Source organism: Endozoicomonas sp. 4G (assembly GCF_023822025.1).
Classification (GTDB): domain Bacteria; phylum Pseudomonadota; class Gammaproteobacteria; order Pseudomonadales; family Endozoicomonadaceae; genus Endozoicomonas_A.
On the sequence record NZ_CP082909.1, the window covers coordinates 1,790,459 to 1,808,493 of the forward strand.

Genomic DNA, 18,035 nt, shown 5'->3' on the forward strand with positions numbered 1-18,035 from the left:
ATGAGTCGGAAATCACCGGCTCATCCAACATGAGCGCGACTTTCTGCTCAGTATCTGACCGACCCCCCCGACCTTTCTTCAGATTTTGACTAACCTGATTCCCCAATTAAGAGTTCAACGACGGGGAAGCCAGGCCTTGTTATCCAAAAAACCATTGATTTTAACCTTGGCCATTGCCTTTTCTGTGCACGGTTCTAATGATCACGCTCAGGAAAACAGGTGGCCTTTGCTGTTCGCTCTGGCTGTCGGCAAGGTGCTTATCAACACACAGGTCGAAACCGTTCTTCTTAGCGGCGACAAAAGGCCTGAGGGACTCGAAGGTACTCGCTATTGCTTTTCTCCTGGCGAGAGCTTTTCTCCTGGCGAGGCTATGGCTTACCGTCGGGCAGCCTCTGATGATAGTGCCGACAGCGAAGACAGTGACAGCGAAGACAGTAGCAGAGAAGGCAGCGGTACCTCTGACGAAAACAGCGACAACTGTTCTGACGGAGACGAAGACGAAGCTGAATCTGAGTCTGCATCTGATGTTCAGTTTGAAAACACGACAGTTAATCCTTTTCGAGCATTAATCGACATCGGTGAGCATTGTACGACTTTGAGACTGGAAATGATGAATCAGGAGTCCATTTCAGACAGCAGCGACCACATGGGCCATCTGAAAACGCACAAACAAACCCACATACCTGACGACCAGAAACCTAAGAAACATAAAGTGCACCAGTGTGACCATGAGGGCTGCAACTACAGAACCAGATACACGACCCATCTGAAAATGCACAAGCAGACTCACCTGCCTGCCGACCAGAGACCCAAGAGGCCCAAGGTGCATAAGTGTGAACATGAAGGTTGCGGCTACAGATCCGACCAGCTGGGCCACCTGAAAAGGCACCAACAGGTCCACCTGCCTGCCAATCTGAGATTCAAGGTGCACCAGTGTGATCGTAAGGGCTGCAACTACAGCAGCGATCAGGCGCACAATCTGAAAATGCACAAGTATATTCACTTGTCTGCTGACCAGAGATCCGAGAGGAAGGTGCACCGGTGTGACCGCTGCGACTACAGAACCAACCAGTTGGGTCACCTGAAAAGGCACAAACAGATCCACCTGCCTGCCGACCAGAGATCCAAGGTACGCCAGTGTGATCGTGAGGGCTGCAACTACCGCACCCATCTGGCGGACAATCTGAAAAGGCACAAGCAGACACACCTGCCTGCCGACCAGAGAGGCAAAAGACCCAAAAGGAAAGCGTATGACCAGCTGCCATCTAAAGAGAAAAGAAAAAAGAGTGATGAAGAATGATCCGTCTGCCAACCCAACCCAAAGAAACCTCTGACCTTTCTTCAGATTTTGACTAACCTGATTTCCCAATAAACAGTTTAACGACTGGGAAGCAGGCCTTGTTATCCAAAAAAATATTGATTTTAACCTTGGCCATTGTCTTTTCTGTGCACGGTTCTAATGATCTCGCTCAGGAAAACAGGTGGCCTTCGCTGTTCGCTCTGGCTGTCGGCAAGGCGCTTCTTTTCGCGGTCGGGGATGTGCTGCCAGAATTTGACTCTGGGATTAAAGCGATCGCCACTGAGATACGGCAAAGAGATGAGCAGCAGCGTGAAATCATTGCGACAGCCAGACAAAGGGGCAGTCTGATGCTCTCTCGTCTTAGCGGCGATAAAAAGCCTGAGGTGCCAGAAGACGAAGGTATTGAAGAAGAGAGCGGGGCCATTGAATGGTGGGAATTGAAGCAAGAGGCTGAGGCGAACCATAGTGATATGACACGCATTTGCCTCGGTGATGACATCCTCTTAAAGCCAGGCACTGGTTATTGCTTTTCTCCTGCCACTGGCGTCTCTCCTGCCACTGGCGTCTCTCCTGCCACTGTCGTTTTTCCTGCCACTGTCGTTTTTCCTGCCACTGTCGTTTTTCCTGCCACCGGCGTTTCTCCTGCCACTGGCGTCGAGACTGAAGCTTACGGTCGGGCAGCCTCTGATGATAGTGCCGACAGCGAAGACAGTGGCACTGAAGACAGCGGTAACTCTGATGAAAGCAGCGACAACCGTCCTGACGAAGGCGAAGCTGAATCTGATGTTCAGGGTGAAAATACGACAGTTGATCCTTTTCGAGCATTAAACGAATTCAGTCAGTATTGTGTGATTCTGAGGAGACAGGAAATGATGAATCAGGAGTCCATTTCAGAGAGCAACGACCACATGGGTCATCTGAAAATACACAAGCAGACTTACCTGCCTGCCGACCAGAGAATCAAGAGGTACAAGAGGCGTAAGGTGTACCAGTGTGACCATGAGGGCTGCAATTACAGCACCGACCGGGTGAGCAATCTGAACTCGCACAAACAGACCCACCTGCCTGCCGACCAGAGAATCAGGAGAATCAAGATGCACCAGTGCGACCATGAGGGCTGCAATTACAGCACCGACCTGAGATCCAATCTGAAAAGGCACAAGCAGACCCACCTGCCTGCCGACCAGAGACCCAATAGACCCAAGGTGCACCAGTGCGACCATGAGGGCTGCAATTATTGCACTGACCATCCGGGCAATCTGAAAGCACATAAACGGGTTCACCTGGCTGCTGAACAGAGACCCAATAGACCCAGGGTGCACCAGTGTGACCATGAGGGCTGCAACTACTGTACCAACCACATGGGCAATCTGAACGCGCACAAGCAGACCCACTTGCCTGCCGGCCAGAGACCCAATAGACCGAAGGTGCACCAGTGTGACCATGAGGGCTGCAACTTCAAGACCGGCTATGCAGGCAATCTGAAAACACACAAACAGACCCATTTGCCTGCCAGCCAGAGACTCAAAAGAAAAGCGTGTGACCAGCGGCCATCTAACGAGAAAAGAATGAAAGGTGATCAAGAATGAACCACCTCCCAAACCACCTCAGAAAAACCTCCGACCTCTCTCCAGATTTTGACTAACCTGACTTCCCAATAAACAGTTCAACAACTGGGAATTTAGGCCTTGCTATCCAAAAAACCATTGATTTTGGCCTTAGCCATTTCATTTTCTGTGCATTGCTCTAATGACCACGCTCAGGAAACTGGACTGCCTTTGCTCTTCGCTCTGGCTGTCGGCAAGGCGCATATCAACACCCCGAGGTGCTCTATTGAAGTCGCATCCTGCGGAAATAACCAACCCACCCGGATAAGGCTTTTACCGGTCCGGGATGTGCTGCCAGAACTTGACTCTGTGGTTAAAGCGATCGCCACTGAGATACGGCAGGGAGACGATCAGCAACGTGAAATCATTGCGACAGCCAAACAAAGGGGCAGTCTGATGCGCTCTTGCCTTAGCGGCGACAAAAGGCCTGAGGAACCAGAAAAAGAGGGTATTGAAGAACAGAGCGAGGCCATTGAATGGTACCACTTCGACATGCCACGCGTTTGCCTCGGTGATGATATTTTTTTAAAGTCAGGCACTGGCTATTGCTTTTCTCCTGACTCCGGCGTCGAGACTAAGGCTTCCGGTCGGGCAGCCGCTGATGATAGTGCCGACAGCGAAGACAGTGACAGCGAAGACAGTGACAGCGAAGACAGTGACAGCGAAGACAGTGGCAGCGAAGACAGTGGCAGTGAAGACAGCAGCACCGCTGATGAAAGCAGCCATAACTCTTCTGATGAAGACGAAGCTGAATCGGATGATCAGTGTCAAAACACGACACTCGATCCTTTTCGGGCATTAATCGAATTCAGTGAGTATTGTGCGACTCTAAGACAGGAAATGAGTAACCAGGAGTCTATTGCAGACAGTAAAATACTCACTGAGTCAAAAGTAGTAGACGTGACAGAAGCGGACTCTGTTCACCACCTGGAAATCACCTCGAGACCCAGTGAAACCAAGAGGCACCAGTGTGACCATGAGGGCTGCCATTACAGCACCCACTACAAAGGCAATCTGAAAACGCATAAAAAGATTCACCTGCCTGCTGACCAAAGATTCAAGGCGAACCGGTGTGACCATGAGGGCTGCCATTACAGCACCCACTATGCAGGCAATCTGAAAAAGCATAAAGAGACTCACCTGCCTGCTGACCGAAGAGTCAAGGTGCACCGATGCGACCATGAGGGCTGCAGTTACAGAACCGACCGGATTAGCAATCTGAAAACGCACAAAGAGACCCACCTGCCTGCCGATCAGAGAATCGAGAGATTCAAGGTGTACCGGTGTGACCATGAGGGCTGCAATTACATCACCGACCGCAAGGGCAATCTGAAAAATCACAAACCGACCCACCTGCCTGCCGATCAGAGACACGAGAGGTCCAGTAAGCACAAGTGCGACCACGAGGGCTGCAACTACAGTACCTACTATTCGAGCAACCTGAGAGTGCACAAATGGACTCACCTGCCTGCTGACCAGAGAATCCAGAGACTCAGGCTGCACCAGTGTGACCATGAGGGCTGCAACTACAGTACTAACCACATGGGCAATCTGAACACGCACAAACAAATCCACCTGCCTGCCGACCAGAGAATCAAGAAACTCAAGGTGCACCGTTGTGACCATGAGGGCTGCAATTACCGCACCGACCGCAGGAGCAACCTGAGAATGCACAAACATATCCACCTGGTTGCCAGGCAGAGGCTCAAAAGAAAAGCCCATGGCCAGCCACCCTCTAACAAGAAAAGAAAGAAGGGTGATCAAGAATGATCCGCCTCTCTTCAGATTTTGACTAACCTAAATTCCCAATAAGCATTTTAACGACTGGGAAGCCAGGCCTTGCTATCCAAAAATCCATTGATTCTGACCTTGGTTGTTGCCTTTTCTCTGCATTGCTCTAATGGCTATGCTCAGAAAAACAGGTTGCCTTTGCTTTTCGGGTGTTGGCTCATTGAAATTCTTTTCCCCGTCCGGGATGGGCTACCAGAACTTGGCTCTACGGTTAAAGCGATTGTCACTGAGATACAGCGAGCAGATGATCAGCAACGTGAGATCATTGAATTAGCTAAACAAAGGGGGAGTCTGATGTTCTCTCGCTCCAGAGGCCATAAAAGACTTGAAGAACCAGGAGAAGAGGGTATTGAAAAAGAGAGCGAAGCCATTGAATGGTGGGAATTGAAGCAAGAACCCGAGGCGAACCACAAGGATATGCCACGAGTTGACTTTGATGATGACATGCTCTTAAAGCCAGACGCCCGCTATTGCTTTTTCCCTGCCACCGGAGTCTTCCCTGCCACCGGCGTCTTTCCTGAGCTTGGCGTCGAAGCTGAGACTCACAATCGGGCAGCCTCTGATGAGGGTTCTGACAGTGAAGACAACAGCACCTCCGATGAAAACAGCACCTCCGATGAAAACAGCAACAACAGTTCAGACGAAGACGAAATTGATACCGAAACTGATGTTCAGTGTGTAAACACGACACCTGATCCTTTTCGAGCACTAAACGAAATCAGTGAGCATTGTTCGGCTCTGAGATTGAATATGATTAACCAGGGGGTCACTTCAGACAATGAAATAGCCACTGAGTCACAGTCAGGCATGACAGAAGCAGACTCTGTTAACCACCTGAAAATCACCTCACCTGCTTGCAGTAACGACGCGGGCCGTCGGAAAACGCACAAACAGACCCACCTGCCTGACGACCAGAGACCCATAAGACCCAAGATTCACCAGTGTGACTATGAGGGCTGCGACTACAGCTGCGCCCGGGCGGATAATCTGAAAGTGCACAAACGGATCCACCTGCCTGCTGACCGGAGACCCAGGACGCACCAATGTGCCCATGAGGGCTGCAACTTCAGAACCGACCGTAGTAGCACTCTGAAAAAGCACAAACAGATCCACCTGCCTGCCGACCAGAGACCCATAAGACCCAGGATTCACCAGTGTGACTATCAGGGCTGCGACTTCAGTTTCGCCCGGGCGGATAATCTGAGAACGCACAAACGGATCCACCTGCCTGCTGACCAGAGACCCAGGGCGCACCAATGTGACCATGAGGGCTGCAACTACAGAACCGACCGCAGGGGCAGTCTGAAAATACACCAACAGACCCACCTGCCTGCCGACCAGAGACCCAAGGTGCACCAGTGTGACCATGAGGACTGCAACTACAGCACCGACCGAACGAACCATCTGAAAATGCACAAGCAGACCCACCTGCCTGCCGACCAGAGACCCAAAAAACTCAGGGTGCACCAGTGTGACTATGAGGGCTGCGACTACAGCACCGACAACAAGCACCATCTGAAAACGCACAAATGGATCCACCTGCCTGCCGACCAGAGACTCAAGGTTCACCAGTGTGACCATGAGGGCTGCAATTACAGAACCGACTACAAGAGCAGTTTGAAAACGCACAAAAAGATCCACCTGCCTGCTGACCAGAGATCCAGAAGACCCAAAAGGAAAGCGTATGACCCGCTGCCATCTAACAAGAAAAGAAAAAAGGATGATAAAAAATGATCCGCCCCCCAACCCGCCTCAAAGAAACCTCCGATCTTTCCAAATTTTGACTAACCTGAGATTCCAATAAACAGTTCAACGACTGGGAAGCCAGGCCTTGTTATCCAAAAATCCATTGATTCTGACCTTGGTCGTTGCCTTTTCTCTGCATTGCTCTATCAGGGAGGCTAATGCGCTGCCACTCTCTGACACCTGGTGTTGGCACATTGAAACTCTTTTTCCCGTCCGGGATGGGCTACCAGAGCTTGACTCTACGGTTAAAGCGATCGCCGCTGAGATACAGCGAGCAAATGATCAGCAACGTGAAATCATTGAAACAGCTAAACAAAGGGGGAGTCTGATGTTTTCTCGTTCCAGAGGTCATAAAAGACTTGAAGAATCAGGAGAAGAGGGTATTGAAAAACAGAGCGAAGCCATTGAATGGTGGGAGTTGAAGCAAGAACCCGAGGCGAACCACAACGCTATGCCACGAGTTGACTTTGATGGTGACATGCTCTTAAAACCAGACGCCCGCTATTGCTTTTTTCCTGCCACCGGCGTTTTTCCTGCCACCGGCGTTTTTCCTGCCACCGGCGTTTTTCCTGCCGCCAGCGTCTTTCCTGAGCTTGGCGTCGAAGCTGAGACGTACAATCGGGCAGCCTCTGATGAGGGTTCTGACAGTGAAGACAACAGCACCTCTGATGAAAACAGCAACCACAGTTCAGACGAAGACGAAATTGATACCGAAACTGATGTTCAGTGTGTAAACACGACACCTGATCCTTTTCGAGCATTAAACGAAATCGGTGAGTATTGTGCGACTCTGAGACTGAATATGATTAACCAGAGGTTCACTTCAGACAATGAAATACCCACTGAGTCACAGTTAGGCGTGACAGAAGCAGACTCTGCTAACCAACTGAAAATCACCTCACCTGCTTGCAGTAACGACGCGGGCCATCGGAAAACGCACAAACAGACCCACCTGCCTGCCGACCAGAGGCCCATAAGACCCAGAATTCACCAGTGCGACTATGAGGGCTGCGACTACAGCTGCGCCCGGGCGGATAATCTGAAAGTGCACAAACGGATCCACCTGCCTGCCGACCAGAGACCCAGGGCGCACCAATGTGACCATGAGGGCTGCAACTACAGAACCGACCGCAAGAGCAGTCTGAAAATACACAAACAGATCCACCTGCCTGCCGACCAGAGACTCAAGAGGCGCAAGATGCGCAGGGTGTACCAGTGTGACCATGAGGGCTGCAATTACAGCAGCGACCGGATTAGCAATCTGAACGCGCACAAACAGATCCATCTGCCTGCCGACCAGAGACTCAAGATTCACCAGTGTGACCATGAAGGCTGCAACTACAGCTCCGACCAGAAGGGCAGTCTGAAAAAGCATAAACAGACCCACCTGCCTGCCGACCAGAGACCAAAGGTGCACAAGTGTGACCATGAAGGCTGCAACTACAGTTCCAACTGGACGAGCGACCTGAAAAAGCACAAACAGACCCACCTGCCTGCCGACCAGAGACTCAGGGTGTACCAGTGTGATCATGAGGGCTGCGACTACAGCACCGACCTCAAAGGCAGTCTGAAAAAGCACAAACAGACCCATTTGCCTGCCAATCAAAGACTTAAGAAATTCAGGATTCACCAGTGTAACCATGAAGGCTGCAAGTACAGCAGCAGCGAGGTGGGCAATTTGAAAAGGCACAAAAAGATCCACCTGCCTGCCGACCAGGGACTCAAAAGCCACAAACAGACCCACCTGCCTGCCAATCAGGGACTCAAAAGAAAAGCGTATGACCAGCCGCCATCTAACGAGAAAAGAAAGAAGCGCAAGAAAAAATGATCCGCCTCCCACCCTGCTTCAAAGAAAACTCCAACCTCTCTCCAGATTTTGACTAACCTGACTTCTCAATAAACAGTTCAACGACTGGGAAGCAAAGCCTTGCTATCCAAAACAACATTGATTTTGATCTTGGCCATTGCCATTTCTGTGCATTGCTCTAATGGCCAGGCTCAGGAAAACGTCGACCCCCAGTGTTGGCACACTGAAACTCTTTTCCTCGTCCGGCCAGACGCTCGCTATTGCTTTTCTCCTGCCACCGGCGTCTCCCCTGCCACCGGGGTCGAACACAAAGCTTACCGTCGGGCAGCCTCTGATGATAGTGCCTACAGCGAAGACAGTGGCAGTGAAGACCGCAACACCTCCGATGAAAGCAGCGACAACCGTTCTGACGAAGAAGCGGATGCCGACTCAGATGTTCAGTATGTAACCACGACACTTAATCCTTTTCCGGTATCCCATGAAATCAGTCAGTATTGCGCGATTATGGTACTGAAAAAGATTAAGCATGAGACCGTTTCAGACAGTGAAATAGCCACTGACTCAGAGGTAGGCGCGACAGAGACAGACTCTGTTAACCACCCGGAAATCACCTTACCTGCTGACGGCACCGACCAGACCCACCTACCTGCTAATCAGAGACCCAAGATGCACCGGTGTGATCATGAGGGCTGCCACTACAGCTCCGACCGGGCGAGCAATCTGAAAAGGCACAAAAAGACCCATCTGCATGCCAAACAGAGACCTGAGAGACTCAGGGGACGCAAGCTGCACCAGTGTGATCATGAGGACTGCAACTACATCACCAACTGTTCGAGCAATCTGAAAAGGCACAAACAGACCCACCTGCCTGCCGACCAGAGAGTCAAGAGACCCAAGGTGCACCAATGTGACCATGAGGGCTGCAACTTCATCACCGACTCTTCGGGCTATCTGAAAAAGCACAAACGGATCCATCTGCCTGCCGACCAGAGACCCAAGAGAGCTAAATTGCATCACTGTGACCATCAGGACTGCGACTTCAGCACCAGCCGCACGAGTAGTCTGAAAAAGCACAAAGAGATCCACCTGCCTGCCGACCAGAGACCCAAGGTGCACCAGTGTGATCATGAGGGATGCAACTATAGCACCGACCGGGCGGGCAATTTGAAAATACACAAACAGGCCCACCTGCCTGCCGACCAGAGACCCAAGAGACCCAAGGTGCACCAGTGTGACCATGAGGGCTGCAACTACAGCACCGTCCATGTGGGCAGTCTGACAAGGCACAGACAGACCCACCTGCCTGCTAATCAGAGACCCAAGATGCACCGGTGTGACCATGAGGGCTGCAACTACAGTACCGGTCACATGGGCCATCTGAAAAGGCACAAACAGACCCACCTGCCTGCCGGCCAGGGACTTAAAAGGAAAGCGTATGACCAGCTGACATCTAACAAGAAAAGAAAAAAGGGTGATAAAAAATGATCCGCCTCCCGACCTGCTTCAAAGAAACCTCCGACCTCTCTCCAGATTTTGACTAACCTGACTTACCAATAAACAGTTCAACGACTGGGAAGCAAAGCCTTGCTATCCAAAACAACATTGATTTTGATCTTGGCCATTGCCTTTTCTGTGCATTGCTCCAATGGCCAGACTCAGGAAAATAGTCTGCCTTTGCTGTTCGCTCTGGCTGCCGACAAGGCGCTTTTCAACACCTCGGGGTCTTTTATTGAGGTCTCTACGGTTAAAGCCATTGTCACTGAGATCCAGCAAGGTGAAAATCAGCAACGTGAAATCAATGCAATAGCCAAACAAAGAGGGAGTCTGATGCTCGCTCGTTTCAGAGGCGACAAAAAGCCTGAGCAACCAGCAGAAGAGGGCATTGAAGAAGAGGGCGAGGCTATTGAATGGTGGGAATTGAATCAGGAACCCGAGACGAACGACAGTGACATGCTACGAGTTTGCTTTGGTGGTGATATCCTCTTAAAGTTAAAGCCAGACACTCGCTATTGCTTTTCTCCCGCTACCGGCGTCTCCCCTGCCACCGGCGCCTCCCCTGACCCTGACGTCGAACACCAGGCTTACCGCCGGGCAGCCTCTGATGATAGTGCCTACAGCGAAGACAGTAGCAGTGAAGACAGCGACACTTCTGATGAAAACAGCGACAACCGTTCTGACCAAGAAGGGGATGCTGACTCAGATGTTCAGTATGCAACCACGACACTTCATCCTTTTCCGGTATCCAATGAAATCAATCGGTATTGCACGACTCTGGTACTGAAAAAGATTAAGCAGGAGCCTGTTTCAGACAGTGAAATAGCCACTGACTCAGAGGTAGACGCGACAGAGGTGGACTCTGTTAACCATCTGGACATCAGCTTACTTGCTTACAGCACCGACCAGACCCACCTGCCTGCCAATCAGAGACTCAAGGTGTACCAGTGTGACCATGAGGGCTGTAGCTACAGCACCGACCGGGCGGGCAATCTGAAAAGGCACAAACAGAGACATCTGCCTGCCGAACAGAGACCTGAGAGACCCAAGGTGTTCCAGTGTGACCATAAGGGCTGCAACCACAGGACCAACTATTCGGGCAATCTGAAAACGCACAAACTGACTCACCTGACTGCTGACCAGAGAGCCAGGATACTTGAGAGAGCCAGTAGACCCAGACGCAAGGTGCACCGGTGTGACCATGAAGGTTGCAACTACAGCACCGGCCAGACAAGCAATCTGAAATACCACAAGCAGACCCACCTGCCCGCCGAACAGAGACTCAAAATGCAGTGTGACCATGAGGGCTGCAACTACAGCACCGATCGGTTGGGCAATCTGAAAACGCACAAAAAGACCCATCTGCCTGCCGACCAGAGACCTGAGAGACTCAAGGTGCACCAGTGTGACCATGAGGGCTGCAAGTACAGCACTGACCTGGCGAGCAATCTGAGAAGGCACAAAGAGATCCACCTGCCTGCCGACCAGAGACCCAAAAGACCCAAAAGGCCCAGGAGACCTAAGCTACACCAGTGTGACCATCAGGACTGCGATTACAGAACTGACCTGGTGTGCAATCTGAGAAGGCACAAAAAGATCCACCTGCCTGCTGACCAGAGACCTGAGAGACCCAAGATAACCAAGAGACCCAAAAAACCCAGGAATCTCAAGTGGCAAGAGTGTGACCATCAGGGTTGCAACTACGGCACCTGCCACGGGGGCAATCTGAAAATGCACAAACAGACCCACCTGCCTGCCAACCAGAGAGTCAAGAAGCTCAAGTGTGACCATAAGGGTTGCAACTACAGAACTGACCGGATGGGCAATCTGAAAGCGCACAAACAGACCCACCTGCCTCAAAGAAACCTCCGACCTTCCAGATTTTGACTAACCTGACTTTCCAATAAACAGTTCAACGACTGGGAAGCCGAGCCTTGCTATTCAAAAAACCATTGATTTTGACCCTGGCCGTCGCCTTTTGTGTGCATTGCTCTACTGCCACCGGCGTCTCTCCTGCCACCGGCGTCGAAGCCAAGGCTTATTGTCGGGCTGCCTCTGATGGTGGCTCTGGCAGTGAAGACAACGGCACCTCTGACGAAAACAGCGGCAACCGTTCTGACGAAGACGTTGCTGATGATGCCGAATCTGATGTTCAGTATGTAACCACGACACTGAATCCTTTTTCAGCAGCCAATGAAATCAGTCGGTATTGTGCCACTCTGGTACTGAAAAAGATTAAGCAGGAGCCTGTTTCAGACAGTGAAATAGCCACTGAGTCAGAGGTAGACGAGACACAAGCAGACTCTGTTAGCTTCCTGGAAATCACCTTACCTGCTGACAGCGTCGACCAGAAGAGCCATCTGAAAACGTACAAACAGACCTACCTGCCTGCCGGCCAGAGACCCAGAATGCACCACTGTGACCATGAGGGCTGCAACTACAGCACTGGCTACTCGACCCATCTGAAAATGCACAAACAGACCCACCTGCCTGTCGACCAGAGACACAGAGAGCACCAGTGTGACCATGAGGGCTGCAACTACAGCACCATCAAGAAGGGCAATCTGAAAATCCATAAACGGATCCACCTGCCTGCCGACCAGAGATCCAAGGTGCACCAGTGTGAGCACGGGGGCTGTGACTACAGCACTGACCGGAAGGGGGATCTGAACAGGCACAAACAGACCCACCTGCCTGCCGAGCAGAGATTCAAGGTGTACCAGTGTGAGCACGAGGGCTGCAATTACAGCACCTGTGACATGGGTCATCTGAAAATGCACAAACAGACCCATCTGCCTGTCGAGCAGAGGTTCAAAAAGGTACACCATTGTGACCATGAGGGCTGCGACTACAGCACTGAACGGGCGGATCGTCTGAACAGGCACAAACAGACCCACCTGCCTGCCGACCAGCGATCCAGAGAGCACCAGTGTGACCATGAGGGCTGCAACTACGGCACCTACCTGAAGGGTAATTTGAAAAAACACAAACAGATCCACCTGCCTGCCGACCAGAGAACTAAAAGGAAAAGGAAAGCGTACAACCAGCCGTCATCTAACAAGAAAAGAAAGGTGATAAAGAATGATCTGCCTGCCAACCCGCCTCAAATAAACCTTCAACCTATCTCCAGATTTTGACTAACCTGACTTACCAATAAACATTTCAACGACTGAGAAGCCAACTCTTGCTATCCAAAAAACCATTGATTTTGATTTTGGTCGTGGCTTTTTCTACCCATTGCTCTGATGGCCTGGCTCAGGAAAATAGGTTGCCTTTGCTCTTGCTACCAGAACTTGACTCTATGGTTAAAGCCATCGTCACTGAGATACAACGAGGAGATGATCAGCAACGTGAAATCATTGCAACAGCCAAACAAAGGGAGAGTCTGATGCTCCCTCGCTTTATAGGCGACAAAAGGTCTGAGCAACCAGGAGAAGAGGGTGCTGAAGAAGAGAGCGAGGTTATTGAATGGTGGGAGTTGAAGCAAGAATCCGAGGCAAACCACAGCGATAGGTCACGAGCTTGTTTCGGTGATGATATCCTCTTAAAGCCAGACACCCGCTATTGCTTTTCACCTGCCACTGGCGTCTTACCTTCCACCGGCGTCTCTCCTAGCCCTGGCATCGGAGCTAAGGCTCACAATCGGGCAGCCTCTGATGAGAGTGCCGACAGCGAAGACAGTGACAGCGAAGACAGTGACAGCGAAGACAGTGACAGCGAAGACAGTGACAGCGAAGACAGTGACAGCGAAGATAGTGACAGCGAAGACAGCGGCACCTCTGATGAAAGCAGTGATAACCGTTCTGACGAAGACGACTCTGATGCCGACTCTGATGCCGACTCTGATGTTCAGCATGTAGCCACGACACTGAACCCTTTTCGAGTATCCAATGAAATCAGTCAGTATTGTGCGGCTCTGGCACTGAAAAAGATTAAGCAGGAGCCTGTTTCAGACAGTGAAATAGCCACTGAGTCAGAGGCAAACCTGACAGAAACGGAGCCTGTTAACCACCCGAAAATCACCTCACCCGTTTACAGCACAGATCAGGCGAGCCATCTGAAAAAGCACAAACAGAGCCACTTTCCTGCCGACCAGAGACCCGGGATGTACCAGTGTGACCATGAGGGCTGCAACTTCAGCAGCAACTACAGGGGCAATCTGAAAAAGCATAAACAGAGACACCTTTCTTCCAACCAGGGACACCTGTCTCCCAACCAGAGACCCAAGACGCAACAGTGTGACCATGAGGGCTGTCACTACAGCAGTGACCGGGTGAGCAATCTGAAAAGGCACAAACAGATCCACCTGCCTGTCGGCCGGAGACCCAAGAGACCCAAGGTGCACCGGTGTGACCACGAGTGCTGTGACTACAGCACCGACCGGGCGGGCGATCTGAAAAGGCACAAACAGACCCATCTGTCTGCCGACCAGAGACCCAGGGTGCACTGGTGTGACCATCAGGGCTGCGGATACGGCACCGACCAGATGGGGAATCTGAAAAGGCATAAGAAGTCCCACCTGCCTGCCGACCAGAGACCCAGGAGATTCAAGGTGCACCATTGTGACCATGAAAACTGCAACTACATCACCAACCGGGCGGACGATCTGAAAAAGCACAAGCAGACCCACCCGCCTGCCACCCTGAAACCCAAGGCGCACCACTGTGACCACGAGGGCTGCAACTACAGCACCAGCTACAAGAGCAATCTGAAAAAGCACAAACAGACCCACCTGCCTGCTGACCAGAGACGTAAGGAGCCCGAGAGAACCGGGAAACCCTGGCACCAGTGTGAACATGAGGGCTGCAACTACAGCAACTACGAAATGTATAAACTGAAAAACCACAAACGGATCCATCTGCCTGCCGACCAGAGAAACAAGGTACACCAGTGTGACTACGAGGGCTGCAACTACAGCACTGACCGTCCATGGAATCTAAAATATCACAAACGGACTCATCTGCCTGCTGACCAGAGACACAAGTTGCATCATTGTGACCATGAGGGCTGTAATTTCAGTAACGACAACACAAATCACTTGAAAAGGCATAAACAGATCCACCTGCCTGCTGACCAGAGACCCAAGAGAGCCAGGGTGCACCAGTGTGACCATGAGGGCTGCAACTTCAGTACCTGCTACAGTAGCAATCTGAAAGTGCATAAACAGATCCACCTGCCTGCCGACCAGAGACCCAAAAAAATCAGGGTACTCAAGGTGCAGCACTGTGACCATAAGGGCTGTAGCTACAGCACTGACCGCACGAGCAATCTGAAAGCGCACAAACAGACCCACCTGCCTGCGAAACAGAGGCTTAAAAGGAAATCGCATGACCAGCGGCCATCTAACCAGAAAAGAAGGAAGGGTGATAAAGAATGATCAGATATCTATCGTTGAGTACTTACATAGGTTGAGTATTTACATAGGTTGAGTATTTACATAGAAAGTGTCGTACAAAATCTATCTAAAATTACATTCATCAGGGGTTACCCATCTTACAAAAGAAAAACTGGTTGGAATGGAGGGGGGCAGCCCATACGAAACTATGTTTACTGTTTGTTTTCGGGTATTAATTCTAAATGAATCAAGCTCTTGAAGGTGTGTCCCCCAATACTGTCCTGAGCGGTTTTCTAACTGATAGATGTGATAAAAGCTGTAACCCTGATCTTCCCTGACTGTTATTATTAAGTATAAATTGTCGTATGTTGATCTAACCAGGATGGCTTCCTTTATTTCTATTGCCTGACTTCCTGCAGGAATTGTAAGTGAAAACAATAAAATTAATTGGATTGTTTTTTCTTTGATGAAGTCGGTTGGCCAACCAATTCGAACAGCCATTGATAAAATCCTTAAAGATACTGCAGAATACTTACTCACCCGTAAAGCTTAAAAAAGTAGCGCTGCAAGCAATAAGCACTGTCAGTCATGAAATACGATGGAGCTAATAGTAGTCATTTTTTTTATATGAAAAAATATGCTTTTAGCCTTATCAAGTTGTTTTTAATAACCTAATGCTTTTAACGGGTTCGCAGCCACCTTCAGCCAGACTGAATCAGGAATTACGTCTTTCAATATTACTTATTCCAATTGTTCACTATCAGTATTTGAAATTGTATTTGGAGAATGATGAGCATGCTCAATTCCAGTATCTGGTTAAGGGGGGGTACCTGTTGATCAAATAGTAGTTGGTTGAATTCATGATTCAGTTCATTTTGCAGCGCAGACTGTTGCAGATTGAGTGCCTGTATAGACGGATGACTTTGTGATTCACCATACATGGTTGGTAATATTGCGAGCAGTTTGCATTGTATGCCTGCTATGTCGCTTGCTTTTTTTATCAGCTTACAGAGACAAATAGTATTCTTCGGGTGAGAACAATCATTCGCGTTTACATCTGGGACAAAAACGAGAATAAGCAGCAATATAAAAAATTTTCTCATTTTAATGGCTTTCATAGATTTAATAAAGTTCTTGGTTTAGTTATGACAGTTGTATTTGGCTCGTCCATGAGTGCCGTTAAGATAAATGGATATCTGTCGTAATATAGGAGGAAAAGCTCAGTCTGTGCAACAGAGCTTTTCAATACCAGGTAGGTTATACAACAGTGGGTTACCCGTGAAGATGTTCGGCAGCGTAGAGCGTGTTTTCCAGAAGTGTGGCTACGGTCATCGGGCCGACACCGCCTGGAACCGGGGTGATCCAGCTGGCTTTTTGTTGTGCGGTTTCGAATTCGATGTCCCCTACCAGTCGACCGTCGTCCATACGGTTAATGCCGATGTCGATCACTATAGCGCCTTCCTTAACCCATTCGCCTTTAACCAGTCCGGGTTTACCAACGGCAACCACCAGAATCTCTGCCTCACCTACCAGTTTTCCTAGATCCTGAGTAAAACGATGTGCTGTCGTTGTCGTACAGCCTGCCAGCAACAGCTCCATAGTCATAGGGCGGCCAACGATGTTGGATGCGCCTACGATCAGGGCATTCTTGCCACGAATGGCTTCACCGGTACTTTCCAGAAGGGCCATAACCCCTTTTGGGGTGCAGGGGCGCAGCAGGGGGATTCGTTGAACCAGTCGACCAATATTGTAAGGGTGGAAACCATCTACATCTTTGTCAGGACGAATACGTTCTATTACAAGGTCGCAATTAATGTGTTCCGGCAGTGGCAGTTGAACCAGGATGCCGTCGATAGCAGGGTCTTCATTTAACTGATCGATAAGGCTTAAGAGGTCTGCTTCACGGGTGAATGAAGGCAGGTCGTGAGAAACAGAATGGAAGCCAACACGCTCACAATCACTTCTTTTTTTACCAACGTAAACCTGAGAGGCCGGGTCGTCACCCAGGAGTATGACAGCAAGCCCCGGTACCCTGAACCCTTGTTCAGTCCGTTGCTTAACACGTTCAGCAATGGAGTCTTTTAGTTTTTCGGCTATGGCCTTGCCGTCAATGATTCTAGCGGTCATGGTTTTTGCTGGCTGCCTGTTAAGCGGATGAGTATCCTATTTTATCATGGAAGTTCTTTATTGTTTATGAATTGTCACTCTGGTCAGGCTGGTACTGCTGTGTTAGATTAGTCGCCGTTCGAGGTAAGGCGGATCTCAAGTTCTGCAACTTGTTGACGAGACCCTTTGTTCTGGGTAATATTCGCCGCGCTGCAACGAGCAGTAAATGAATAACAAAAGCGTTGTTCATCATTCGGGGTATAGCGCAGTCTGGTAGCGCGCCTGCTTTGGGAGCAGGATGTCGGGAGTTCGAATCTCTCTACCCCGACCATTTCAACCACTGGTTAAGTTTCGATGTTTAGCCGAGTGGTGACGTATGATGCGCCCGTAGCTCAGCTGGATAGAGCATCCGCCTTCTAAGCGGATGGTCGCAGGTTCGAATCCTGCCGGGCGCGCCATAATTAGCTGTCTCGATGAGTCAGCTAGTGCTGGTGGGCGTAGCTCAGTTGGTAGAGCCCCGGATTGTGATTCCGGTGGTCGTGGGTTCGAACCCCATCGTCCACCCCAGTTTTAAAAAAAGGCTCCGGCCTTATATTGGGTTCGATAAGAGTTAAGCAGCATCGCTAAAGTGCTGTAAGCGGATGTGGTGGAATTGGTAGACACGCTGGATTTAGGTTCCAGTGCCGCGAGGCGTGAGAGTTCGAGTCTCTCCATCCGCACCAGTAAACGATACGGGGATAAGCGTGCTTATCCCCGTTTTTGTATTGGCAAAACAGCCTGTTTGAGTCGGGCATTCTGTCTGCAGCTAGTCCGCAGTCCCAGCTTGCTGGTGAGGCGTGAGAGAGGTGG

Annotated in this window: 11 protein-coding genes and 4 tRNA genes; 13 read left to right on the plus strand and 2 right to left on the minus strand. The window is 50.4% G+C overall.

Translation table 11 applies throughout. The features are described from left to right. Positions 1–136: 136 nt before the first annotated feature. From K7B67_RS06980 to K7B67_RS07020, 9 genes are all read left to right on the plus strand, one after another. Complete coding sequence (locus tag K7B67_RS06980; RefSeq protein ID WP_252179639.1) at positions 137–1,300, plus strand: hypothetical protein; 1,164 nt, start codon at positions 137–139, stop codon at positions 1,298–1,300. A 98-nt stretch (positions 1,301–1,398) separates the two neighbouring features. Continuing rightward, positions 1,399–2,889 carry a C2H2-type zinc finger protein gene (locus K7B67_RS06985; protein ID WP_252179640.1) on the plus strand — a complete coding sequence of 497 codons (1,491 nt, stop codon included), beginning with the start codon at positions 1,399–1,401 and terminating at the stop codon, positions 2,887–2,889. A 99-nt stretch (positions 2,890–2,988) separates the two neighbouring features. Then, on the plus strand, positions 2,989–4,677 hold the full coding sequence (locus K7B67_RS06990) for a hypothetical protein (RefSeq protein WP_252179641.1): 1,689 nt from the start codon (positions 2,989–2,991) through the stop codon (positions 4,675–4,677). A 69-nt stretch (positions 4,678–4,746) separates the two neighbouring features. After that, positions 4,747–6,432 carry a C2H2-type zinc finger protein gene (locus K7B67_RS06995; RefSeq protein ID WP_252179642.1) on the plus strand — a complete coding sequence of 562 codons (1,686 nt, stop codon included), beginning with the start codon at positions 4,747–4,749 and terminating at the stop codon, positions 6,430–6,432. Between the two features lie 97 nt (positions 6,433–6,529). Continuing rightward, entirely contained in the window at positions 6,530–8,272 is a 1,743-nt protein-coding gene (locus K7B67_RS07000; RefSeq protein WP_252179643.1) for a C2H2-type zinc finger protein, read from the plus strand. A 99-nt stretch (positions 8,273–8,371) separates the two neighbouring features. After that, positions 8,372–9,736 carry a hypothetical protein gene (locus K7B67_RS07005; protein ID WP_252179644.1) on the plus strand — a complete coding sequence of 455 codons (1,365 nt, stop codon included), beginning with the start codon at positions 8,372–8,374 and terminating at the stop codon, positions 9,734–9,736. A 99-nt stretch (positions 9,737–9,835) separates the two neighbouring features. Then, on the plus strand, positions 9,836–11,632 hold the full coding sequence (locus K7B67_RS07010) for a hypothetical protein (RefSeq protein WP_252179645.1): 1,797 nt from the start codon (positions 9,836–9,838) through the stop codon (positions 11,630–11,632). Positions 11,633–11,679: 47 nt separating this feature from the next. Next, a complete protein-coding gene (locus K7B67_RS07015) occupies positions 11,680–12,882 on the plus strand; it encodes a hypothetical protein (protein ID WP_252179646.1) in 1,203 nt (400 codons plus the stop codon). Between the two features lie 47 nt (positions 12,883–12,929). Further along, positions 12,930–15,122, plus strand: coding sequence for a hypothetical protein (locus K7B67_RS07020; protein WP_252179647.1), 2,193 nt, complete (start codon positions 12,930–12,932; stop codon positions 15,120–15,122). 81 nt (positions 15,123–15,203) lie between these two features. Here K7B67_RS07020 and K7B67_RS07025 read toward each other — a convergent pair whose 3' ends face one another. Together K7B67_RS07025 and folD are read right to left on the minus strand one after the other, a co-directional pair. Beyond that, complete coding sequence (locus K7B67_RS07025) at positions 15,204–15,581, minus strand: hypothetical protein (protein ID WP_252179648.1); 378 nt, start codon at positions 15,579–15,581, stop codon at positions 15,204–15,206. 771 nt (positions 15,582–16,352) lie between these two features. Then, positions 16,353–17,207, minus strand: coding sequence for a bifunctional methylenetetrahydrofolate dehydrogenase/methenyltetrahydrofolate cyclohydrolase FolD (gene folD / locus K7B67_RS07030; protein ID WP_252179649.1), 855 nt, complete (start codon positions 17,205–17,207; stop codon positions 16,353–16,355). Between the two features lie 233 nt (positions 17,208–17,440). Here folD and K7B67_RS07035 point away from each other — a divergent pair. From K7B67_RS07035 to K7B67_RS07050, 4 genes are all read left to right on the plus strand, one after another. Further along, positions 17,441–17,517 (plus strand) — tRNA-Pro (locus tag K7B67_RS07035). Between the two features lie 50 nt (positions 17,518–17,567). Further along, a tRNA-Arg gene (locus tag K7B67_RS07040) sits at positions 17,568–17,644 on the plus strand. Between the two features lie 33 nt (positions 17,645–17,677). Beyond that, positions 17,678–17,753: transfer RNA gene (locus K7B67_RS07045), tRNA-His, on the plus strand. A gap of 70 nt (positions 17,754–17,823) precedes the next feature. Beyond that, positions 17,824–17,908 (plus strand) — tRNA-Leu (locus tag K7B67_RS07050). Positions 17,909–18,035: the final 127 nt, after the last annotated feature.

Excerpts from the sequence above, each read along its gene's own strand:
- K7B67_RS07025 (WP_252179648.1), bottom strand. The coding sequence starts at position 15,581 with ATGGCTGTTCGAATTGGTTGGCCAACCGACTTCATCAAAGAAAAAACA.
- folD (WP_252179649.1), bottom strand. The coding sequence starts at position 17,207 with ATGACCGCTAGAATCATTGACGGCAAGGCCATAGCCGAAAAACTAAAA.